The sequence below is a fragment of the Aestuariivirga sp. genome, assembly GCF_046294715.1.
Lineage (GTDB): Bacteria > Pseudomonadota > Alphaproteobacteria > Rhizobiales > Aestuariivirgaceae > Aestuariivirga.
The window spans coordinates 86,658-107,477 of the sequence record NZ_JBKBKI010000012.1 but is presented as its reverse complement, the minus strand read 5'-3'; the positions used below and the strand labels follow the sequence as shown (position 1 = coordinate 107,477).

Below are 20,820 nucleotides of genomic sequence, written 5' to 3'. Positions count from 1 at the left end.
GTACTTCGTCTCAAGACGCGGAAGAGTAGGTCGCTGCCAGGCCTGCAAAGGACAGAGAAATATCCCTCCATTCCACGATGACCCATCCGCAGAACCCGCCCCGGCAGAAGTGCCGCGGGCGGGTTTTGTGTTTTCGTGGGGTTCAGACCCGCCCCCAGTCGTCCGCCAGGCGGTCGATGTCGTCCTCGGAGAGGCGTTCCCCTGTCTGGGTCTCGATGATCCGCAACGCCTGGGAACCGGAATTCGTCAACCGGTGCACCGCTCCGGCGGGAACGGTGAGGCTCCCGCCCAGCACCAGGAGGATCTCTTCGCCGCCGCAGAGCGCCACGCCTTGCCCCGCAACGCAGACCCAATGCTCCGCCCTGAACCGATGCCGCTGCAGCGACAGCCTCGCCCCCGGCCGGACGCAGAGCTCCTTGACGAGAAAGCCGGGGCCCCTTGCGAGCTCCGAGAAGCTGCCCCAAGGGCGATGAAAGGTGGGGTTGCTCCCCTCCTGCCTGCGCTCTTCCATGGTCAACCCCACCACATGCTCACCGGGTATGACGTAGCGTAAAGATGGTAACCCTGCAAGAGACGAAAAATTTGACCGTTTGAACAAATTCGGGCATCCTTCCTTCAAAACACAACGACATAGCTTCGGAGGGAGCGACCATGGCGGAGAAGAGGCCGGACATTTCGGGACGCCGGCTGTCCAGTTCGGATTACGCCGTCAATTTCGGCGACATTCACCCGCCGCTCGACGCGCACGAGGCGCTGGTCGAATCCGACCGCTGCTATTTCTGCCATGACGCGCCCTGCATGCAGGCCTGCCCGACATCGATCGACATTCCGCTGTTCATCCGCCAGATCCAGACGGGCCATGCCCGCAGCGCGGCCAAGACCATCTTCGACCAGAACATCTTCGGGGGCATGTGCGCGCGCGTCTGCCCGACGGAAACGCTGTGCGAGGAAGCCTGCGTGCGCCAGGAGGCGGAGGGAAAGCCCGTCAAGATCGGCTTGCTGCAGCGCTACGCGACGGATGCGCTGATGGGCGACGGGGTGCATCCCTATGAACGGGCGGCACCCACGGGAAAGAGGGTGGCCGTGGTGGGCGGAGGCCCGGCCGGGCTCTCCTGCGCGCACCGCCTGGCGATGTATGGCCACGAGGTGACGGTGTTCGAGGCGCGCCCGAAGTCGGGCGGCCTCAACGAGTACGGGATCGCCGCCTACAAGAGCACCAACGACTTCGCGCAGAAGGAGGTGGACTTCATCCTCGGCATCGGCGGCATCAAGGTGCTGCACGGCAAGGCGCTCGGAGCGGGGCTCGAGCTCTCCGACCTGCAGAAGGACCATGACGCCGTGTTCCTGGGCATCGGCCTCCAGGGCGTCAACGCGCTGGGCGCCAAGGACGAGGACGCCGCGGGCGTCGAAGACGCGGTTCACTATATCGCCGAGCTCCGCCAGGCCAGCGATCTCGCCGGGCTCCCCGTGGGCCGGCGCGTGGTGGTGATCGGCGGCGGCATGACGGCGATCGACGCCGCGGTGCAGTCGAAGCTGCTCGGTGCGGAGGACGTGACTATCCTCTACCGCCGCGGCCCCGGCCAGATGAAGGCCAGCGCCTATGAACAGCACCTGGCGCAGACCAGGGGCGTCAAGATCAAGCACTGGGTGATGCCGAAGCGGGTGATCGTGGAGGACGGCAAGGCCGTGGGGCTCACTTGCGAATACACGCGGGAGGCCGCGGGCACGCTCTCCGGCACGGGGGAGAGCTTCGACATTCCCGCCGACATGATCTTCAAGGCCATCGGACAGAGCTATGTGGACGTGACGGGCGGCAGGCTCGAACTCGAGGCCGGCCGCATCAGGGTGGACAGCCTGAAGCGCACCAGCGTCGCGGGGATCTGGGCCGGCGGCGACTGCGTGGCGGGAGGCCAGGACCTCACCGTCGCCTCCGTCGACGACGGCCGCCGCGCGGCCGAATCGATCAACCAGTATCTCAGGGCCTAGAGGAGACACGCCATGGCCGACCTTCGCTCGAACTTCATCGGCATCCGGTCTCCCAACCCGTTCTGGCTCGCCTCGGCGCCGCCCACCGACAAGGAATACAACGTGGTCCGCGCCTTCAAGGCGGGCTGGGGCGGCGTGGTCTGGAAGACGCTCGGCGAGGAGGGCCCGCCCATCGTCAACGTCAACGGGCCGCGCTACGGCGCGATCCACGGCGCCGACAGGCGGCTCCTCGGGCTCAACAACATCGAGCTCATCACCGACCGGCCGCTCGAGGTGAACCTGCAGGAGATCAAGAAGGTGAAGCGGGAATGGCCGGACCGCGCCATGATCGTCTCCATCATGGTGCCGTGCACGGAGGATTCCTGGAAGGCCATCCTCCCGCGGGTCGAGGAGACCGGCGCCGACGGCATCGAGCTCAATTTCGGCTGCCCGCACGGCATGAGCGAGCGCGGGATGGGTTCCGCCGTGGGCCAGGTGCCGGAATACATCGAGATGGTCACCCGCTGGTGCAAGCAGTATTCCCGGATGCCGGTGATCGTGAAGCTCACGCCCAACATCACCGACATCCGCTACCCGGCGCGCGCAGCGAAGAGAGGAGGGGCCGATGCCGTCTCCCTCATCAACACCATCTCCTCGATCGTGTCCGTCGACCTCGACAATTTCGCGCCCGAGCCGACGATCGACGGCAAGGGCAGCCATGGCGGCTACTGCGGGCCCGCGGTGAAGCCCATCGCCCTCAACATGGTGGCGGAAATCGCCCGCGACCCGGAAACCCGCGGCCTGCCGATCTCGGCGATCGGCGGGGTCACCACGTGGCGGGATGCGGCGGAATTCATCGCCATGTCGGCCGGAACCGTCCAGGTCTGCACGGCGGCCATGACCTACGGCTTCCGCATCGTCGAGGAAATGAAGACGGGGCTGGCGCGCTGGATGGACGAGAAGGGCTACGGGTCGATCGAGGACTTCCGCGGCCGGGCCGTGCCGAACGTCACGGACTGGCAGTATCTCAACCTCAACTACGTGACCAAGGCGCGGATCGACCAGGACCTCTGCATCAAGTGCGGGCGCTGCTACGCGGCCTGCGAGGACACCTCGCACCAGGCGATCATGAAGGAGAAGGACGGCAAGCGCCACTTCGAGGTGATCGATGCCGAATGCGTGGCCTGCAATCTCTGCGTGGAAGTCTGCCCGGTCGAGAACTGCATCAGCATGGTGCGCCAGACCGAAGGCGTGGACCCGCGCACCGGGCGCAAGATCGACCCCGCCTACGCCAACTGGACGACCCACCCCAACAACCCGATGGCGCTCAAGGCCGCAGAGTAGCCAGGGTCTTCCCCTAGCCACCGCGCGGCGGGTTGCCACCCGACCCATCGGCGGAGTGGTATCCCTTGCCGTTCGGCGAATGTGGGGGTAGATTTAGAAGCATGCATGGTTCCCTCCCCGGCGCACTCCCGGACGTGCTGCAGCGTTGCGACCACTGCTCGGTGCGGCATCAAGCCGTCTGCGGGGCGATGGACGATGTGCAGGTGCGCAAGCTGGCGCAGATCGCCCACCGCAAGAAGGTGCCCGCGGGGCAGACCATCATCTCCGACGAGGAGCCGGTCGACTTCTTCGCCAACGTGATTTCCGGCGCGATCAAGCTCACCAAGACGCTGCCCGACGGGCGCCAGCAGATCGTCGGCCTTCTCTTCGCGCCGGACTTCCTGGGGAGAGCCTATTCCAAGAACAACCCCTACACGGCGGAAGCGGCGACCGACGTCGAGATCTGCACCTTTCCCAATGCCGCCTTCGAGCGTCTGGTGTCGGAATATCCGGGGCTTCAGCAGCGCCTGTTCCAGCACACGCTGGACGAACTCGACGCGGCGCGCGACTGGATGCTGCTGCTTGGCCGCAAGACGGCGGAAGAAAAGGTGGCGAGCTTCCTCTTCATGCTGGCGCGCCGCAGCCTGCTCACCGGCTGCGTGCACAAGAATGCCCCCGGCGCCGCCGCCTTCGAACTGCCGCTGACCCGCGCCGACATGGCGGACTATCTCGGCCTCACCATCGAAACCGTCAGCCGGCAGCTCACCCGCCTCAAGACCAGCAACGTCATCCGGCTGAGCACCAACCGTCTCATCATGGTGCCGGACCTCGACCGGCTGGCTCATGCTGCCGGCCAGGACAACGGCCGGCATTGATCCGGGTCAAGGACCCACCACCGCGCATTCTCCATAAGTCAATTCGAAACGAGAGGATGAAGCGATGAGTTACAAGACGATCCTGGTATCCCTGAACGAGGTCGGCCGGATTGCCGAATCCGTGGCAGCCGCCGTCACCCTGGCACGCGAGACGGGCGCCCATGTTTCCGGCCTCTATGTCATTCCCGCGGTGCAGGTCTATCCCTCCGTAGGGTTCGAGGCCGCACCGCAGGTGTTCGAAGGCAACCGCACCTTCTTCAAGGACAATGCCGAGCGCGTGAAGCAGGCCTTCGAGGAGGCGATGCGCCGCGAGAGCCTGCCCCATGACTTCCACCAGATCGATGCGCGCACACCCGTCATCGCCGACGAGGTGGTGGCGGCGGGCCGCAGCGCCGACCTCGTCGTCGTCTCCGCCACGAACCCCGACGAGATCACCGGGGTCGAACGCGATTTCGTTGAACAGGTGGTGATGGCGCTGGGCCGCCCGGTGATCGTGCTGCCGTACCAGGGCGATGCCGCGCTTTCGCTCGGCGAGATCGTGGTGGGATGGGACGGCGGGCGCGAGGCCGCGCGCGCCGCCTTCGATGCCCTGCCGCTCCTCAAGAAGGCGTCCAAGGTCAGGATCGTGCGGATCGATCCGCAGAAGGACCCTTCGCTGCGCGGCAGCGTGGCGGGTGCCGACCTGGCGGAGACGTTGTCGCGCCATGGCGTGAAGGCGGAAGCACAAGGCTACCCGACGGACGGCCTCGACGAGGGCCAGGCCCTCATGCGCTGCGCGGAAGACAGCGGCGCGGGGCTCATCGTGATGGGCGCCTACGGGCACAGCCGTCTGGCGGAGTTCATCTTCGGCGGCGCCACGCGCTTCGTGCTCACCCGCATGGCGCGCCCCGTGCTGATGTCGCATTGAGGAGCAGAGAATGCTGACGAAGATCCGCCTCGAACTGGCGCGCGACCACGACCATCCCGAAGGCTCCCACGCCATCGGCTATGAATTTGCCGCACCGCTCGACGAGAGCGGCAAGATCAACGCCGAGGAGTGGCGCAAGCGGCGCGAAAACTGCCGGGTGCGCCGCTTCCGGCCTGGCGAGGCCGACGACATCGGTCACCTGATCCGCAAGCCGGGCGGAACCTGGGCCTTTCACTACGACATCGAATCGGACGAGGAGGACGACGAGGCGGGCTACCGTTTCGGCGACCATGCCTTCAAGGTCGGGGAATATGTCTCGATCCGCGAGGACGAGGGCCTCAGGACCTTCCGCGTGGTGCGCGTGCAGCCGGTCTAGTTGGCACTTGCCACTGCCGCCCCGAGCCGCTACCCATCGCGCCCGGATTGCAATTTTCTGGGCGTGACATCATGGCGAGCTACAATCTGTTCCTGCTTCCGGGCGACGGCATCGGCCCGGAGGTGATGAAGGAAGTCGAGGCCATCATCGCGTGGTTCGACGGGCAGGGCATCGCCCGCTTCGAGACCGACCGCGGCCTCGTCGGCGGCTCGGCCTACGACGCGCATGGCAAGGCGATCTCGGAAGAAGACATGGCCAAGGCCATGGCTTCGGATGCCGTGCTGTTCGGCGCGGTGGGCGGCCCCAAGTGGGACAAGGTGCCCTACGACGTGCGACCCGAGGCAGGCCTGCTGCGGCTCAGGAAGGATCTCGGGCTCTTCGCCAATCTGAGGCCCGCCATCTGCTATCCCGCGCTCGCGGATGCCTCATCGCTGAAGCGCGAGGTGGTGGAAGGCCTCGACATCCTGATCGTGCGCGAGCTGACGGGCGGGGTCTATTTCGGCGAGCCAAAGACCATCACCGACCTCGGCAACGGCCAGAAGCGCGGCATCGACACGCAGGTCTACGAGACCTACGAGATCGAGCGCATCAGCCGTGTCGCCTTCGAGCTCGCCCGCACGCGGCGCAAGAAGGTTTCCTCGGCCGAGAAGCGCAACGTGATGAAGACGGGCGTCCTGTGGAACGAGGTGGTGACGCGCGTTCACGCCCAGGAATATCCGGACGTGCAGCTCGAGCACGTGCTCGCCGACAATTGCGCCATGCAGCTGGTGCGCTGGCCGAAGCAGTATGACGTGATCGTGACCGACAATCTGTTCGGCGACGTGCTCTCGGACGTGGCCGCCATGCTCACGGGCTCGCTCGGCATGCTGCCCTCCGCTTCCCTCGGCGCTCCCGACGGGAAGACCGGGCGGCGCAAGTCGCTCTACGAGCCGGTCCATGGCTCCGCCCCGGACATCGCCGGAACCGGTGCCGCGAACCCGATCGCCATGATCGCCTCCTTCGGCATGGCGCTGCGCTATTCGCTGGGGCTGGGCGAATGGGCGGACAGGCTGGACCAGGCGATCTCGGCCGTTCTGGCCAAGGGCATCCGCACCAGGGACATCGCCGGCGGACAGCCCGCCAACGCCTCGACGAGCCAGATGGGCGCTGCGATCCTGAAGGAACTGCAGGCCAGCGCCTGAGCCTTTCTCAGCGCGGCCGCAAGCCGTCGACGAAGAGGGAGATCAGGGTCTCTTCGGCCTTCCCCATGAGGCCCGGCGGGTTGCCGATGACGGCGTGCACCTGCGCATCGAAGTCGGCGTAATGCTGGGTGGTGGCCCAGATGGCGAAGATCAGGTGGCGGGGGTCGACGGGGTTAAGCCGTCCTTCGCCGATCCAGTGCTGTATGATCGCGGCCTTCTCGTCCACCAGCGCCTTGAGCGGACCCTTCAGGTATCCGCCGATGGCGCCCGCACCATGAAGGATCTCGTTGGCGAAGAGCCGCGAGGCCTTCGGGTTGTCGCGCGACATGCGGACCTTGGCGCGGATGTAGCGGCTGATCTCCTCGATGGGATCGCCAGTGGCATCCAGCCGGCGGAGGGGTTCGAGCCAGTCATGGAGCGTATGCTCCAGAACCGCGACGTAGATGTCTTCCTTGCGGCGGAAATAATAGAGCAGGTTGGGCTTGGAGAGGCCGCAGCCGGCGGCGATCTGGTCCACGGTCGAGCCGCGGAAGCCGTAGGCCGAGAACACCTCGAGTGCGGCCTTGAGGATCAGCTCCTCGTTCTGCGCCTGGATGCGGGTCTTGCGGGGGACGGGGCCAGCCTGTGCCATGGCTGCACTGTCTTAATTCTTGATCGAATGGTCAAGAGCGGTTAGCGTTCCGGCAAGCAAGAAGATCAAAAGGGGGAGGAATTCACTTGGCGGGGCCAGTCATTTCGGCGCGCGAGCTGAGCCTCGTTTTCCAGACCGCGGACGCACCCGTCTATGCCCTCTCGAAGGTCAGTCTCGAGGTCGAGGACGGCGACTTCGTGTCCTTCATCGGCCCCTCCGGCTGCGGCAAGACCACGCTGCTCCGCGTCATCGCCGATCTCGAACAGGCAAGCTCCGGCACGATCAGCGTCAACGGCATGAGCCCGAGAGAGGCGCGGCTGAAGCGGGCCTATGGCTATGTCTTCCAGGCGCCGGCCCTCTACCCGTGGCGGACGGTCGAACGCAACGTCGGGCTGCCGCTCGAGATCATGGGGCTCGAGGATGCAAAGGAGCGCATCGCCCGCAATCTCGAGCTCGTGAACCTCAATGGCTTCGAGAAGAAATTCCCCTGGCAGCTCTCGGGCGGCATGCAGCAGCGCGTGTCGATCGCGCGCGCGCTCGCCTTCGACCCGAAGCTCCTGCTGATGGACGAGCCCTTCGGCGCCCTCGACGAGATCGTGCGCGACAAGCTGAACCAGCAGCTCCTCGAACTCTGGAACCGCACGAAGAAGACGGTGGTGTTCGTGACCCACTCGATTCCGGAGGCGGTGTTCCTCTCCACCCGGATCGTGGTGATGAGCCCGAGGCCGGGGCGCATCATCGACGTGATCAAGACCGACTTCCCGCGCGAGCGCTCGCTCGACATCCGCGAAACCCCGGAATTCCTGAGCATTGCGCACCGGGTGCGCGAGGGCCTCAAGGCCGGGCATTCCTACGAGGATTGAGATGGGCGCCACGGCTGCCATTCCAGCGAAGGCCCGGACCCGGGCGGAAGGCCAGGCCCTTCCGGTCACGGTGATCTGCCTCGCCATCCTGATCGTGTGGTACCTCGCCGCCATTCCCATGAACTCGGTGGTGACGGCGGCAAAGATCGAAGCCGCGGGCGGCGGCCTCGGCAACACGCTGCATTTCTCCTGGAACGAGGCGCGGCCCGTCATCCCAGCGCCGCACCAGATCGCGGCGGAGCTCTGGAAGAGCATCTTCACGGTGAAGCCGTGGCTGCCGAAGTCGCTCGTCTATCACGGCTGGGTGACACTGTCCTCGACGCTGCTCGGCTTCGCGCTGGGCGCGCTGCTGGGGATCGTGCTCGCCATCGCCATCGTGCATGTGCGGTTCCTGTCGAAGAGCCTGATGCCGTGGATCATCGCCTCGCAGACGATCCCCATCCTCGCCATCGCGCCGATGGTGATCGTGGTGCTCGGCTCGCTCGGCTTCACCGGGCTCGTGCCGAAATCGCTGATCTCCATGTATCTCTGCTTCTTCCCGGTGACGATCGGCATGGTGAAGGGGCTGACCTCGCCCGAGCCCATGCAGCTCGACCTGATGCGCACCTACAATGCCAGCCTGTCGCAGGTCTTGTGGAAGCTCAGGTTTCCCGCCTCGGTGCCCTTCCTCTTCACGTCTCTCAAGGTGGCGGTGGCGATCGCGCTCACCGGCGCCATCGTGGGCGAATTGCCGACCGGGGCCATCGCCGGCATCGGCGCGCGGCTTCTTCAGGGCTCCTATTACGGCCAGACGGTGCAGATCTGGGCCGCGCTGTTCATGGGCTCCTTCATCGCGGCGGGCCTCGTGTGGCTGGTGGGTGCGGCCGAGCGCATCACGCTGCGGCGCATGGGGGCGAGGCCGTGAGCGCGAGGCGGATCAGCCAGGCCACCGACATCCTCTACCCGGCGCTCTTCGGCATCGGCCTGCTGGTGTTTTGGGAGGCGGTGGTGCGGGGCTTCAACGTGCCCGCCGTGCTGCTGCCCGCGCCTTCGGCGATCTGGGCGAAGCTCGTCTCGTCGCTCCCCATCCTGTGGGCCGATTTCGTGCAGACGGTGATCCGCGCGGTGATCCCCGGCTGGATCATCGGCTCGCTGGCGGGGTTCCTGGTGGCGCTCGTCTGCGACCGCATCCCCTTCCTGCAGCGCGGCCTGCTGCCGCTCGGCAACCTGGTGGCGGCATTGCCCATCGTCGGCGTGGCCCCCATCCTGGTCATGTGGTTCGGCTTCGACTGGCCGTCCAAGGCGGCGATGGTCGTGGTGATGACGTTCTTTCCCATGCTGGTGAACGCAGTGGCGGGGCTTCAGGCGTCCGGCCACCTCGAGCGCGACCTGATGCGGAGCTATGGGGCGAGCTGGTGGCAGACGCTCCTGAAGCTCCGGCTCCCCGCCGCCATGCCCTTCGTCTTCAACGCGCTGAAGATCAACTCCACCCTTGCCATGATCGGCGCCATCGTTGCCGAATTCTTCGGCACGCCGATCGTCGGCATGGGCTTTCGCATTTCCACGGAAGTTGGCAGACTGGGGCTGGACATGGTCTGGGCCGAGATCGCGGTGGCTGCCATCACGGGTTCGGCTTTCTACGGTCTCCTGGTGTTCCTCGAACGCCAGGTGACCTTCTGGCATCCGTCCTACCGCAAATAGGCCGGGCAAGAACGGCAAACAGGAGAGAGGAGACAGGGAAGATGAAGAGATTTCTGATGGCGGCGGCAGCCTCTGCGGCGCTGCTGATGAGCGGTTCGGCGGCCATGGCGGAGGCCGTCAAGCTGCAGCTCAAATGGGTGACGCAGGCGCAGTTCGCCGGCTACTACGTGGCCCAGGCCAAGGGCTTCTACAAGGATGCGGGCCTCGAGGTGACGATCCTCCCCGGCGGCCCGGACATCAACCCGCAGCAGGTGCTGGCGGGCGGCGGAGCCGACGTGGTGGTGGACTGGATGCCATCGGCACTGGCCACCCGCGAGAAGGGCTCGCCCGTCGTCAACATCGCGCAGCCGTTCAAGACGTCCGGCATGATGCTCACCTGCCGGAAGGAGACCGGCATCACGAGCCCTCAGGACTTCAAGGGCAAGACGCTGGGCGTGTGGTTCTTCGGCAACGAGTATCCCTTCCTCTCCTGGATGAGCCAGCTCGGCATCCCGACCACCGGCGGGCCGGACGGCGTCACCGTCATCAAGCAGGGCTTCAACGTCGACCCGCTGATCCAGAAGCAGGCCGACTGCATCTCGACCATGACCTACAACGAGTACTGGCAGGTGATCGACGCCGGCATCCCGGCCGACCAGCTCGTCACCTTCAAGTACGAGGACATGGGTGTGGCCACGCTGGAGGACGGCCTCTACGTGCTTGAGGACAAGCTCAAGGATCCGGCCTTCGTCGAGACCATGGCGAAGTTCGTGAAGGCGTCCATGCAGGGCTGGGAGTATGCCCGCGCCAATGGCGACGAGGCGGCACAGATCGTCATCGACAACGATGCCTCGGGCGCCCAGACGATCGAGCACCAGAAGCGCTTGATGGGCGAGATCAACAAGCTCACCGAAGGCTCCGACGGCACGCTCGACGTCGCCGCCGCCGAGCGCACGGTCGAGACGCTGATGAAGGGCGGCTCGGACCCGGTGATCACCAAGAAGCCGGAGGGCGCCTGGTCGAGCGTCGTCACCGACAAGGCCAAGAGCATGTAAGCGAGCGGGGCCTCCTGCCGCCCACCGCGGCAGGGGCCCGTCCTTCTTCAATCGCGGGAGCAGTAGCAGCCATGACCACCTTGATCCGCGGCGGCACCGTCGTGAACCATGACCACTCGCAGCGCGCCGACGTTCTCATCGAGGGCGGCCGGATCGCCGCCGTCGGGGCGAAGCTCGAGGCGCCGGCGGGGGCCGAGACCGTCGATGCGGGCGGCTGCTACGTGATGCCGGGCGGCATCGACCCGCACACCCACATGGAGCTCATGTTCATGGGCACCGTGTCGGCGGACGACTTCGAGTGGGGCACCAAGGCGGCACTCTCCGGCGGCACCACGATGATCGTGGACTTCTGCATCCCGGCTCCCGGCGAATCGATGCTCGCCGCCTACCAGGCCTGGCGGCACAAGGCCGAGAAGGCGTGCTCGGACTATTCCTTCCACATGGCGGTGACGCAGTGGTCGCCGCAGATCCACGACGAGATGGAAACCGTCGTCAAGACCTACGGCATCAACACCTTCAAGCACTTCATGGCCTACAAGGGCGCGCTGATGGTGAATGACGACGAGCTCTACAATTCCTTCCGCCGCTGCGCCCAGCTGGGCGCCCTGCCGCTGGTGCACGCCGAGAACGGCGACGTGGTGGCGCGCATGCAGCAGGACCTGCTGGCGCGCGGCGTGACGGGCCCCGAGGGCCACAGCTATTCGCGGCCCCCGGAAGTCGAGGGCGAGGCGGCGAACCGCGCCATCATGATCGCCGACATGGCGGGCTGCCCGCTCTACATCGTGCATGTCTCCTGCGAGCAGACGCACGAGGCGATCCGCCGCGCCAAGCAGGCGGGCCAGCGCGTCTATGGCGAGCCGCTGGTGCAGTATCTCGTGCTCGACGATTCCGAATACCAGAACAAGGACTGGGACTATGCGGCGGGCCGGGTGATGTCGCCGCCCTTCCGCAACAGGAAGCACCAGGATTCGCTGTGGGCGGGGCTGCAGTCCGGCACGCTCTCGGTGGTCGCCACCGACCACTGTTCCTTCACGCGCGAGCAGAAGCGCTTCGGGCTGAAGGACTTCACCAGGATCCCGAACGGCACGGGCGGGCTCGAGGACCGCATGCCGGTGCTGTGGAATGCCGGCGTCAACACCGGCCGCCTCACCAAGGAGGAGTTCGTGGCGGCGACCTCCACCAACATCGCGCGAATCCTCAACATGTATCCGCGCAAGGGTGCCGTCATGGCGGGCTCGGATGCCGATCTCGTCATCTGGGACCCGAAGGGCACGAAGACCATCACGGCGAAGAAGCAGGTCTCGCGCATCGAATACAACGTGTTCGAGGGGTACACCTGCACCGGCGTGCCGAGGACCGTGTTCTCGCGCGGGCGCATTGCCTGGGACCAGGGCGACATCCGCGCGAAGCCCGGCGACGGCGATTTCGTGGCGCGCGAGCCCAATGCGCCCGTCCACGTGGCCAACGCCATCTGGAAGGGCATCACCCAGCCGAAGCCGGTGGCCCGGCCGGACATCGTGCCCTAGCCCGCGGCGGCGCCGACAGGAGTGGAGCAGAACATGCGGAGATCCTTGCTTTGCCTCACCTTCATGCTGGCCATGGCGGGTTCCGCGGCGGCGGCCTCCTGCGGCGATACGGGCAGCGGCTTCGAAAAATGGAAGGCGGCCTATGCGGCCGAGGCGAAGGCACAGGGTGTCGGCCGCAAGGGCCTCGCCGCGCTGGAGAGAACCAGCTATTCGCGGCCCACCATCAGGGCCGACAGGGCGCAGCATTCCTTCAAGCTCGGTCTCGGCGCCTTCATGGAGAAACGCGGTGCCGTCACCATCGTGGCGCGCGGCAGGAAGCTCAAGGCGCAGAACGCCAAGCTCTTCGCCCAGATCGAGAAGCGCTACGGCGTGCCGGCGGGCCCGCTCATCGCCATCTGGGGCATGGAGACGGCCTTCGGCGCCTATATGGGAAAGCAGAACACCCTCTCCGCCGTGGCGACACTCGCCTATGACTGCCGCCGTCCGGAATATTTCCGCGAGCAGCTGATCGCGGCCTTGCAGCTGGTCGATGAGGGCGTGCTCTCATCCTCCTCGGTCGGCGCCATGCACGGCGAGGTGGGCCAGACGCAGTTCCTGCCGAAGAACGTGCTGCTCTATGGCGTCGACGGAGACGGCGGCGGCATCAATCTCAACAAGAAGGCCGATGCGCTGGCCTCCACCGCCAATTTCCTGCGCGGCCACGGCTGGCAGCGTGGCGCCGGCTACCAGCCGGGCGAACCGAACTTCGCGGCGCTCCAGGGCTGGAACGCCGCCAGCGTCTACCAGCAGGCCCTCGCCATCATGGGCCGCGAGATCGACGAGGAGTGAAAAGGGCGTGGCGGGCAGCGAGCAGAAACATCCATTCTACAAGCCATTGTGGCGGCGTATCGCCATCGTCGCGGTGGTGGCGGCATGGCTGGCCCTCGAGATCTACCGCGGAAGCGAGAGCCTGTGGATCATGATCGCGGCGGGCATGCTCGCTTATGCGGTCTACACCTTCTTCATCGCATGGCCGAAAGACGCACCCGAGGGTGACGCTGGGCCGGAGGCCTGATAGTTTCGGGCCCGCAGGAGAAGGGACGGAAGACATGGAATACCGCCAGCTGGGCCGCTCGGGCCTGAAGGTTTCGCTTCACGCGCTCGGCACGATGAATTTCGCCGGCACCGGCATGTTCGAGATGGCCGGAAGCGTGGCGCTGAAGGAGGCCGCGCGCCTCGTCGACATCGCACTCGATCACGGCGTCAACCTTCTCGACACGTCGAACGCCTACAGCACCGGCAGATCGGAAGAGGCGGTGGGCGAAATCCTGAAGGGACGCCCGGACCAGGTCCTGGTCGGCAGCAAGGTGCGCTTCTCCATGGGAAAGGGGGCGAACGAGCAGGGACTTTCGCGCTTCCACATCATTCACGAGTGCGAGGCGAGCCTCAGGCGGCTGAAGCGCGACCGCATCGACATCTATTTCCTGCATGAGTGGGACGGGATCACGCCCGTCGAGGAGACGATGGAGGCGCTCGACACGCTGGTGAAGCATGGCAAGGTTCGCTACATCGCATGCTCCAATTTCTCCGGCTGGCACATCATGAAGTGCCTGATGGCGGCGGAGCGCCACAACCTGCAGCGTTTCGTGTGCCAGCAGATCCACTACACGATCGAGGCGCGCGAGGCGGAATACGAGCTCGTCCCCATCGCGCTCGACCAGGGCGTCGCCGTGCAGGTGTGGAGTCCCATCGCGGGCGGCCTGCTTTCCGGCAAGTTCCGGCGCAGTTCACCGCCGCCCGAGATTTCGCGCCACACGGCGGGCTGGGGCGAGCCGCCGATCCGGGACGAAGAGCGTCTCTACCGGATCATCGATGCGCTGGTGACGGTCGCCGATGCCCGCGGCGTATCGGCAGCCCAGGTCGCCCTCGCCTGGCTCGCGGCGCGGCCGGGTGTGGCGAACATCATCGTCGGGGCCCGGAACGAGGCGCAGCTCAGGGACAATCTCGCCGCGGCGTCCCTCAGCCTCAGCGCGGAGGAGCGCAGGCTTCTCGACGAGGTCAGCCAGCTGCCCCTGATCTATCCCTACTGGCACCAGATGAGCACGGCCGGCAACCGGCTCGGGCCGGCGGACCTCGCTCTGCATGCGCCCTACCTTGCGACGCGCAAGCCTCGCATGTGATCTCCAAGGAGGATTCTTCATGACCACACGGACGAACCTGACCATCAATCCGCAGCGGCTGTGGGATAGCCTGATGGAGACCGCGACATTCGGCGCAACGCCCAAGGGCGGCATCAGGCGCCTCACCGTCTCGGATGAGGACAGACAGGTCCGCGACTGGTTCAAGGCCGAATGCGAGAAGCTCGGCTGCACCGTGGAGGTGGACGAGGTCGGCAACATGTTCGCCACCCGGCCCGGCAGGAGGAACGACCTCCTCCCCATCGCCATGGGCTCGCATCTCGACACGCAGCCCACCGGCGGCAAGTTCGACGGCGTGCTCGGCGTCTTGGGAGCGCTCGAGGCGATGCGCACGCTGGTCGACATGGGCTACGAGACCACCGCGCCCGTCATGATCGTCAACTGGACGAACGAGGAAGGCTCGCGCTTCGCCCCCGCCATGCTGTGCTCGGGCGTCTATGCCGGCGTCTTCACCACCGACTACGCCTATTCGCGCGAAGACCGGCAGGGGATCAGGTTCGGCGACGAGCTGGAGCGCATCGGCTACAAGGGCAAGGCCAAGGCGGGCGACGTGAAGTTCCAGGCGATGTTCGAGCTTCACATCGAGCAGGGCCCCATCCTCGAGGCCGAGAGCAAGATGATCGGCGTCGTCACCGGCGTCCAGGGCATGCGCTGGTACGAGGTGACGGTGAGAGGCCAGGAATCCCACACCGGCGCCACGCCGATGGGCCTCCGCAAGAACGCGCTGCTCGGTGCCGCCCGCATGATCGAGGCGATCCACCAGGTGGGCATGGCGAACCTGCCGGGTGTCGCGTCCGTCGGCCTCATCGAGAACCGCCCGAACAGCCGCAACGTGGTGCCGGGGGAAGTCTTCTTCACCGTGGACCTCCGCCATCCGGACGAGAAGATCCTCGACAGGATGGAGGCGGAGTACAAGGCGGCGCTGCCCAGGATCGCCGCGGAGCTCGGCCTCGAGCTCGAGGAAAAGCGGATCTGGATCTCGCCTGCGGTGAAGTTCGCGCCCAACCTCATCGACTGCGTGCGCGAGGGCGCGAAGCAGGCCGGCCATTCCACCCGCGAGATGGCATCGGGTGCGGGCCATGACGCGGCCTACATCGCGCGCGTCGCTCCCACCACCATGATCTTCGTACCCTGCCTCGGCGGCATCTCGCACAACGAGGCGGAATCGACGACGCTGGAGGAATGCGGCGCCGGCAGCCAGGTGCTGCTCAACGCCGTGCTCGCCTATGACCGGACGCTGGCGTGAGGAATGATATCCCGGCACGGGCGCGCGAGATCGCGCTCGAGCTCACCTCCTGGCCCTCGGTCACCGGCTCGGCCGACGAGGCCTCCTTCGCGCCCCGTCTCGGGCGCCATCTCTCCCGTTTCGACGCCGTGTGGGTCGCGCCCATCGCGGGCGATCCGCGCAGCAATGTCTTCGCGCTGAAGCGGGGGAGGGGCCGCCGCACCATCGTTCTGACGGGCCATTTCGACGTTGTACCGGCCGCTGACTACGGAGCGCTCGCGCCTCTGGCCTTTTCACCGGAACGGCTGCTCCCCGAAATCGTCGCGAGGCTCCGCCGAACGGGCGAGAACCCGCTGGCGCTCGCCGATCTCGAGAGCGGCGCGTTCCTGCCCGGCCGTGGCCTTCTCGACATGAAGGCTGGACTTGCCGCCGGAATCGCGGCGATGGAGGCCTATGGCGGCGAGGCCAATCTCCTCTTCATGGCGGTGGCCGACGAAGAGGAGCGCTCGGCCGGGGCGCGTGCCGCCGCGCCTTTGCTTCCGGCGATCGCCGCCGAGCACGGCCTCGAGATCGAGCTCGTCATCAATCTCGATGCGATCTCCGACCAGGGCGATGGCGCTGCAGGCCGCGTGGTGGCGCTGGGCTCGATCGGCAAGCAGCTCGTGACGGGTTTCGTCGTGGGCAAGGAGGCGCATGCCTGCTACCCGCAGGACGGCGCCAACGCCGCCTATCTCGCCGCCGAGCTCCTCACGCAATTCGAGCTCGCCCCCGAGCTTGCCGAAACCAGCGGAGCCGAGATCGCCGCCCCGCCCACCGCACTCCACGCCAAGGACCTGAAGAGCGGCTACAACGTCACGACACCGGCCCAGGCCTGGCTCTACTGGAACACGCTGCAGCACCGTCGGTCCGCCGCGGAGGTGATGGACATCTCCCTCATGCTGGCCCGCCGTGCCATGGCGCGCGCCGGCCGCAAGCTCGACCGCGATGTTCCGGTGATGAGCCTTGCCGAAGTGGCGGCGCGGCTTCCGCACGCGGCGGTGGCGGAGATTGCCGCGCGGATCGCCCAGCTGCGGAGCCTCGACCTGCCGGAGCGGGCGAAGCTGATGACCGCCGAGATCTGGGCGGCCTCCGGCCTTTCCGGCCCTGCGGTGGTGCTGGGATTCGGCTCCATTCCCTATCCCGCCGTGTCGCTCGCCGACGCCGGCCTCGAGGACGTCATCGTCACGGCCGCGGCCGGGCACGGGCTTTCCAGCCTGCGCTATTTCCCCGGCATCTCCGACATGAGCTTTCTCGGCGAGGCGTCGGGCGATCTGTCGGCGGCCGAGGCCAACACGCCGGGCTGGGGCACAAGCTTCACCATGCCCGCGCCCGCCGGCTATCCCTGCATCAACATCGGGCCCTGGGGCCGGGATTACCATCACTGGCTCGAGAGGCTCCATGCGCCCTATGCATTCGACACGCTCCCCAGCGCGCTGCTCGGCGTCATTGATGCGGTGATGAAACGCCGCTAAGAACCACCCGTCTTTCATTGGAGAAAACAGAATGGCACTGAAGCGCATCGAACCCGGCAACCGCATGAGCGCCGCCGTGATCCACGGAAACAAGGTCTATCTCGCGGGCTTCACGCCGGAGGCCGCTCTCGGCAAGTCCGTCACGGAGCAGACGCGGGACGTGCTGACGCAGATCGACGAGACGCTGAAGGAAGCGGGCACCGACAAGACGAAGATCATCAAGGCCAACATCTGGCTCACCGACATCAAGACCTTCGGCGAGATGAACGCCGTGTGGGATTCCTGGGTCGTTCCCGGGCAGACGCCGGCCCGCGCCACGGTGGAGGCGAAGCTCGCCGCCCCCGGCATCGACGTCGAGATCATGGTCGAGGCCGCGCTCGACTGAGTCAGCGCGAATCCTGCCAGCCGTACCAGAGGTAGGCGCCTTTCAGGTAAAGGGGCCGGAAGGCGGGCAGGGGAAAGCGAGCCAGGCGGCGCGTGAGCACGGGCGGAAGCTCCTCGCGCGCCGTCTTCTTCATGAGCAGCCTTGCGACGGCCCGCCCGCTCCAGGAGCCCATGGCGACGCCGTTGCCGTGATAGGCGATCGCCGTCCACACCGTCTGCTTCTCGTCGAGCGCTCCGACATAGGGCACGAGATCGTAGGCGAGGCAGACGAAGCCGCGCCAGTAATGGGTGATCTCCACATCGCGCCAGGCCGGGAACAGCTCGTTGAAGGCGGCGGTGAGAACGGGACGGTATGCGGCGCTACCGCGGTCGGATGCATCCGTGCCGCCCCGCCCGCCGAACAGGAAGCGCCCGTCGGGCAGCAAGCGGAAGTAATGCAGGAGCTTGCGGGAATCGAAGGCCATGAGGTCCGACGTCCAGCCCTGCGCGCGCTTCTCCTCTTCCGAGAGCGGCCGCGTCACGATGATGCTGGAGAGGGCGGGCATCAGCCGGCCGCGATGGTGCGTCGACACGTCCTCCGGTGTATAGCCATTGGTGGCGACGATGACGTGGCGCGCCTTCAGCATGCCCTGTGCCGTGTAGAGGCGGTGGCCGTCCGGGCCTTCCTCCCAGCGAAGCAGGCGCGACCGCCCGTGGATCGCAGCGCCCGCCTTCGCCGCGGCGCGCGCCAGCCCGCGGACATAGTTCAGCGGGTGGATGCCGAAGCCCACGGCCCCCCTTAGCCCCGCATGAAAGCCCGGCCCGTCGAGGCCGCGCGCCCTGAGCTCCTCCTTCGGCAGGAACTCCGTCTCCTCCCCGAACGTCCGGGCAAGGAACTCCTGCTCTTCCCTGAGTTCCGCGGCGCGGCCCGGCAGATGGGCGAGCGTCACCTCGCCCTCGCCCGAGGCCCAGGCATCGATGCCGTGGCGCGAGAGGGTGTCCCGGACCAGCGCCACGGACTGCCGCATCGCCTCGTAGTAGGCCTTCGTGGCGTCGAGGCCGTAGCTGCGGATCATACGGCCGTAGGAGAGCTTGTGCGAGCCCACGCAAGCGAAGCCGCCATTGCGCCCCGAGGCCCCCCAGCCGACCGCGCCGGCTTCCAGTACCCGCACGTCGACGCCGCTCTCCGCCAATTCGAGGGCTGCCGAAAGGCCGGTGAAGCCTGCACCGATCACCGCCACCTCGCAAGACGCCTCGCCGCTCAGAGAGGGGGTTTCGATGCCGAGGGGGTCCGCCGAGGCTTCCCAGTAGCTGTCAACTGCGCGATCGAAATGGAAGGCATGCGGATGGGTGGTGGAAGGCATGATGTGCTCTTGCTAGCATCGTAGAACCGCAAGATCAAAAGGGTTGCGAACCATGAAGGCGCTTGTGCTGGGGGCGGGCATCGTCGGCATCACCACGGCCTATGAGCTGAACCGGGACGGCCACGAGGTGACGGTGATCGAGCGCGAGGCGGAGCCCGCCGCCTTCACCAGCTTCTCCAACGCCGGGCTGTTCGCGCCGGGCCACGCCTATGCCTGGTCCTCGCCCGCGGCACCCAAGATCCTGCTGCGCTCGCTGTGGCGGGGCGACCAGGCGCTGCGCTTCAAGTTTTCCGCCGACCCCCGCTTCTGGAAGTGGATGCGGCGCTTCTGGGGGGAATGCACGGCGGAGCGGGCGGCACTCAACACAACGCGCAAGGTGAAGCTCTGCAACTATTCCCTGGAGGTCTTCCACGAGACTATCAGGCGCACGGGCGTCGCCTATGACGGGCGCACCGGCGGGCTGATCTATCTCTACCGCTCGGAAGCAGCACTACGGGCGGCCGCCGCCAAGTCGCGCATCCTCTCGGACAATGGCTGCCGCATCGAGACGCTGGACCGCGACGGCGTCGCCGCGAAGGACCCCGCCCTCGCCCCCGTGAGGGAGACATTCGCCGGCGCGCTCTACGCGCCCGACGACGAGAGCGGCGATTGCCGCATGTTCGCCCGCAACATGGGAGGCTGGCTCGCTGAGCGGGGCGTCGCCTTCAGCTACGGCACCACCGTCACCGGCTTCGAGACGGCTGGCGACAGGATCAGCGCGGTCCTGACCGACAAGGGCCGCGAGGCGGCGGACGTGATCGTGCTGTGCCTCGGCGTCTATTCCCCGCATCTTGCAAGAAAGCTCGGCCATGACCTGCCGATCTACCCGGTGAAGGGTTATGCCATCACGGCGCCGATGGCGGGCCGCAACAACCCGCCCACGATCGGCGGCGTCGACGAGGAGACGCTCGTCGCCTACGCGCCCTATTCCGACCGCATACGCGTCACGGCGACGGCGGAATTCTCCGGCTACGGACGAGAGCACCGCCCCCGGGATTTCGAAACCATGCTCTCCACCATGAAGGCGCTGTTTCCCGATGGGGCCGATTGGGGCAGTGCGAGCTTCTGGGCGGGCCTGCGGCCGATGACGCCGGAAGGAACGCCCATCCTCGGAGCGTCGCGCATGAAGAACCTGTGGTTCAATACGGGGCAGGGACACATGGGCTGGACGATGAGTCATGGCGCCGCGCGCATCACCGCAGACCTCATCGCCGGAAAGCGCCCCGCCATTCCGCTGGACGGCATGACTGCCCCAGCGTAAGCCGGCGTCACATTCCTGCCCCACTTCGCCCCCAATCCGGGATCCAACGAAGTCTGCAGGGGTTTGTTGCATAATGAGAATGTTGCGTTTGTCCGCGTTTGCGGTTGCCGGTGCGTGCATGGCGATCATGGTTCCGGATGCGGCCACTGCCGCTCAGACCGGCAAGGCCTCCTACTACAAGCACGGCAAGCGCACCGCCAATGGCGAACGCTTCGACCCCCACGGACTGACGGCGGCCCACCGCACGCTGCCATTCGGCACGCGCGTCCTCGTCACCAACCTGAAGAACGGCAAGTCGGTGATCGTCCGCATCAATGACCGCGGCCCCCATATCCGCGGCCGCGTGATCGACCTCAGCCTCGGCGCGGCAAAGGTGGTGGGGCTTACGGCCATGGGCGTGGCGCAGGTCAAGATCGTTCCCCTGACGAAGACCGCCGCGGCGGAGTAAGTCCCCCCGGGGGGCATCCTCTGCATTGGCGTTTCCTATCCGCGGGAATGGGATAATCTATTTCTTCGATC

At 66.6% G+C, this 20,820-nt stretch carries 22 protein-coding genes; 19 read left to right on the top strand and 3 right to left on the bottom strand.

Features of this window, described 5'->3' with window-relative positions; translation table 11 throughout:
* Positions 1 to 142: 142 nt before the first annotated feature.
* Entirely contained in the window at positions 143 to 511 is a 369-nt protein-coding gene (locus ACK4HL_RS10565; RefSeq protein WP_409759819.1) for a phosphomannose isomerase type II C-terminal cupin domain, read from the bottom strand.
* Between the two features lie 140 nt (positions 512 to 651).
* On the opposite strand from ACK4HL_RS10565, the gene ACK4HL_RS10560 reads away from it, so the two are divergent.
* The 6 genes from ACK4HL_RS10560 to leuB all read left to right on the top strand — a co-directional run bounded on the left by ACK4HL_RS10560 (position 652) and on the right by leuB (position 6,627).
* Positions 652 to 1,986 (top strand): NAD(P)-dependent oxidoreductase, encoded by a 1,335-nt coding sequence (locus tag ACK4HL_RS10560; RefSeq protein WP_409759816.1) that lies wholly within the window; start codon positions 652 to 654, stop codon positions 1,984 to 1,986.
* A gap of 12 nt (positions 1,987 to 1,998) precedes the next feature.
* Entirely contained in the window at positions 1,999 to 3,309 is a 1,311-nt protein-coding gene (preA, locus tag ACK4HL_RS10555; protein WP_409759813.1) for an NAD-dependent dihydropyrimidine dehydrogenase subunit PreA, read from the top strand.
* Positions 3,310 to 3,410: 101 nt separating this feature from the next.
* Positions 3,411 to 4,163 (top strand): Crp/Fnr family transcriptional regulator, encoded by a 753-nt coding sequence (locus tag ACK4HL_RS10550; protein WP_409759810.1) that lies wholly within the window; start codon positions 3,411 to 3,413, stop codon positions 4,161 to 4,163.
* A 64-nt stretch (positions 4,164 to 4,227) separates the two neighbouring features.
* Positions 4,228 to 5,070, top strand: coding sequence for a universal stress protein (locus ACK4HL_RS10545; RefSeq protein ID WP_409759807.1), 843 nt, complete (start codon positions 4,228 to 4,230; stop codon positions 5,068 to 5,070).
* Positions 5,071 to 5,080: 10 nt separating this feature from the next.
* A complete protein-coding gene (locus ACK4HL_RS10540; RefSeq protein ID WP_409759804.1) occupies positions 5,081 to 5,446 on the top strand; it encodes a hypothetical protein in 366 nt (121 codons plus the stop codon).
* A gap of 71 nt (positions 5,447 to 5,517) precedes the next feature.
* The gene (gene leuB, locus ACK4HL_RS10535; protein WP_409759801.1) at positions 5,518 to 6,627 is read left to right on the top strand and encodes a 3-isopropylmalate dehydrogenase; all 1,110 of its coding nucleotides are present in this window, start codon (positions 5,518 to 5,520) and stop codon (positions 6,625 to 6,627) included.
* A 7-nt stretch (positions 6,628 to 6,634) separates the two neighbouring features.
* Here leuB and ACK4HL_RS10530 read toward each other — a convergent pair whose 3' ends face one another.
* The gene (locus ACK4HL_RS10530; protein ID WP_409759798.1) at positions 6,635 to 7,258 is read right to left on the bottom strand and encodes a TetR family transcriptional regulator C-terminal domain-containing protein; all 624 of its coding nucleotides are present in this window, start codon (positions 7,256 to 7,258) and stop codon (positions 6,635 to 6,637) included.
* 86 nt (positions 7,259 to 7,344) lie between these two features.
* On the opposite strand from ACK4HL_RS10530, the gene ACK4HL_RS10525 reads away from it, so the two are divergent.
* The 11 genes from ACK4HL_RS10525 (at position 7,345) to ACK4HL_RS10475 (ending at position 17,659) form a co-directional block, all read left to right on the top strand.
* Positions 7,345 to 8,121 (top strand): ABC transporter ATP-binding protein, encoded by a 777-nt coding sequence (locus ACK4HL_RS10525; protein ID WP_409759795.1) that lies wholly within the window; start codon positions 7,345 to 7,347, stop codon positions 8,119 to 8,121.
* Position 8,122: 1 nt separating this feature from the next.
* Complete coding sequence (locus ACK4HL_RS10520; protein WP_409759792.1) at positions 8,123 to 9,025, top strand: ABC transporter permease; 903 nt, start codon at positions 8,123 to 8,125, stop codon at positions 9,023 to 9,025.
* The gene (locus tag ACK4HL_RS10515; RefSeq protein WP_409759789.1) at positions 9,022 to 9,801 is read left to right on the top strand and encodes an ABC transporter permease; all 780 of its coding nucleotides are present in this window, start codon (positions 9,022 to 9,024) and stop codon (positions 9,799 to 9,801) included. The genes ACK4HL_RS10520 and ACK4HL_RS10515 overlap by 4 nt, the downstream gene beginning before the upstream one ends.
* 41 nt (positions 9,802 to 9,842) lie before the next feature.
* Complete coding sequence (locus tag ACK4HL_RS10510) at positions 9,843 to 10,835, top strand: ABC transporter substrate-binding protein (RefSeq protein WP_409759786.1); 993 nt, start codon at positions 9,843 to 9,845, stop codon at positions 10,833 to 10,835.
* Between the two features lie 71 nt (positions 10,836 to 10,906).
* The gene (gene hydA / locus ACK4HL_RS10505; protein ID WP_409759783.1) at positions 10,907 to 12,361 is read left to right on the top strand and encodes a dihydropyrimidinase; all 1,455 of its coding nucleotides are present in this window, start codon (positions 10,907 to 10,909) and stop codon (positions 12,359 to 12,361) included.
* Positions 12,362 to 12,394: 33 nt separating this feature from the next.
* The gene (locus ACK4HL_RS10500; protein WP_409759780.1) at positions 12,395 to 13,189 is read left to right on the top strand and encodes a lytic transglycosylase domain-containing protein; all 795 of its coding nucleotides are present in this window, start codon (positions 12,395 to 12,397) and stop codon (positions 13,187 to 13,189) included.
* Between the two features lie 7 nt (positions 13,190 to 13,196).
* Positions 13,197 to 13,415 (top strand): DUF3329 domain-containing protein, encoded by a 219-nt coding sequence (locus ACK4HL_RS10495; protein WP_409759777.1) that lies wholly within the window; start codon positions 13,197 to 13,199, stop codon positions 13,413 to 13,415.
* 34 nt (positions 13,416 to 13,449) lie between these two features.
* Entirely contained in the window at positions 13,450 to 14,520 is a 1,071-nt protein-coding gene (locus ACK4HL_RS10490) for an aldo/keto reductase (protein ID WP_409759774.1), read from the top strand.
* 19 nt (positions 14,521 to 14,539) lie between these two features.
* The gene (locus ACK4HL_RS10485; RefSeq protein ID WP_409759771.1) at positions 14,540 to 15,784 is read left to right on the top strand and encodes a M20 family metallo-hydrolase; all 1,245 of its coding nucleotides are present in this window, start codon (positions 14,540 to 14,542) and stop codon (positions 15,782 to 15,784) included.
* On the top strand, positions 15,781 to 17,274 hold the full coding sequence (locus ACK4HL_RS10480) for a M20/M25/M40 family metallo-hydrolase (protein WP_409759768.1): 1,494 nt from the start codon (positions 15,781 to 15,783) through the stop codon (positions 17,272 to 17,274). The genes ACK4HL_RS10485 and ACK4HL_RS10480 overlap by 4 nt, the downstream gene beginning before the upstream one ends.
* Positions 17,275 to 17,305: 31 nt before the next feature.
* A complete protein-coding gene (locus tag ACK4HL_RS10475) occupies positions 17,306 to 17,659 on the top strand; it encodes a RidA family protein (RefSeq protein ID WP_409759765.1) in 354 nt (117 codons plus the stop codon).
* 1 nt (position 17,660) lies between these two features.
* On the opposite strand, the gene ACK4HL_RS10470 is transcribed toward ACK4HL_RS10475, so the two are convergent.
* Entirely contained in the window at positions 17,661 to 19,001 is a 1,341-nt protein-coding gene (locus tag ACK4HL_RS10470; protein WP_409759762.1) for an NAD(P)/FAD-dependent oxidoreductase, read from the bottom strand.
* Positions 19,002 to 19,053: 52 nt separating this feature from the next.
* On the opposite strand from ACK4HL_RS10470, the gene ACK4HL_RS10465 reads away from it, so the two are divergent.
* Positions 19,054 to 20,301: a D-amino acid dehydrogenase gene (locus tag ACK4HL_RS10465; RefSeq protein ID WP_409759759.1), complete on the top strand. Its 1,248-nt coding sequence runs from the start codon at positions 19,054 to 19,056 to the stop codon at positions 20,299 to 20,301.
* A 118-nt stretch (positions 20,302 to 20,419) separates the two neighbouring features.
* Positions 20,420 to 20,749: a septal ring lytic transglycosylase RlpA family protein gene (locus ACK4HL_RS10460; protein WP_409759756.1), complete on the top strand. Its 330-nt coding sequence runs from the start codon at positions 20,420 to 20,422 to the stop codon at positions 20,747 to 20,749.
* The last annotated feature ends 71 nt before the right edge of the window (positions 20,750 to 20,820 follow it).

Excerpts from the sequence above, each read along its gene's own strand:
- ACK4HL_RS10565 (WP_409759819.1), bottom strand. The coding sequence starts at position 511 with ATGGAAGAGCGCAGGCAGGAGGGGAGCAACCCCACCTTTCATCGCCCT.
- ACK4HL_RS10560 (WP_409759816.1), top strand. The coding sequence starts at position 652 with ATGGCGGAGAAGAGGCCGGACATTTCGGGACGCCGGCTGTCCAGTTCG.
- preA (WP_409759813.1), top strand. The coding sequence starts at position 1,999 with ATGGCCGACCTTCGCTCGAACTTCATCGGCATCCGGTCTCCCAACCCG.
- ACK4HL_RS10550 (WP_409759810.1), top strand. The coding sequence starts at position 3,411 with ATGCATGGTTCCCTCCCCGGCGCACTCCCGGACGTGCTGCAGCGTTGC.
- ACK4HL_RS10545 (WP_409759807.1), top strand. The coding sequence starts at position 4,228 with ATGAGTTACAAGACGATCCTGGTATCCCTGAACGAGGTCGGCCGGATT.
- ACK4HL_RS10540 (WP_409759804.1), top strand. The coding sequence starts at position 5,081 with ATGCTGACGAAGATCCGCCTCGAACTGGCGCGCGACCACGACCATCCC.
- leuB (WP_409759801.1), top strand. The coding sequence starts at position 5,518 with ATGGCGAGCTACAATCTGTTCCTGCTTCCGGGCGACGGCATCGGCCCG.
- ACK4HL_RS10530 (WP_409759798.1), bottom strand. The coding sequence starts at position 7,258 with ATGGCACAGGCTGGCCCCGTCCCCCGCAAGACCCGCATCCAGGCGCAG.
- ACK4HL_RS10520 (WP_409759792.1), top strand. The coding sequence starts at position 8,123 with ATGGGCGCCACGGCTGCCATTCCAGCGAAGGCCCGGACCCGGGCGGAA.
- ACK4HL_RS10510 (WP_409759786.1), top strand. The coding sequence starts at position 9,843 with ATGAAGAGATTTCTGATGGCGGCGGCAGCCTCTGCGGCGCTGCTGATG.
- hydA (WP_409759783.1), top strand. The coding sequence starts at position 10,907 with ATGACCACCTTGATCCGCGGCGGCACCGTCGTGAACCATGACCACTCG.
- ACK4HL_RS10500 (WP_409759780.1), top strand. The coding sequence starts at position 12,395 with ATGCGGAGATCCTTGCTTTGCCTCACCTTCATGCTGGCCATGGCGGGT.
- ACK4HL_RS10490 (WP_409759774.1), top strand. The coding sequence starts at position 13,450 with ATGGAATACCGCCAGCTGGGCCGCTCGGGCCTGAAGGTTTCGCTTCAC.
- ACK4HL_RS10485 (WP_409759771.1), top strand. The coding sequence starts at position 14,540 with ATGACCACACGGACGAACCTGACCATCAATCCGCAGCGGCTGTGGGAT.
- ACK4HL_RS10475 (WP_409759765.1), top strand. The coding sequence starts at position 17,306 with ATGGCACTGAAGCGCATCGAACCCGGCAACCGCATGAGCGCCGCCGTG.
- ACK4HL_RS10470 (WP_409759762.1), bottom strand. The coding sequence starts at position 19,001 with ATGCCTTCCACCACCCATCCGCATGCCTTCCATTTCGATCGCGCAGTT.
- ACK4HL_RS10465 (WP_409759759.1), top strand. The coding sequence starts at position 19,054 with ATGAAGGCGCTTGTGCTGGGGGCGGGCATCGTCGGCATCACCACGGCC.
- ACK4HL_RS10460 (WP_409759756.1), top strand. The coding sequence starts at position 20,420 with ATGGCGATCATGGTTCCGGATGCGGCCACTGCCGCTCAGACCGGCAAG.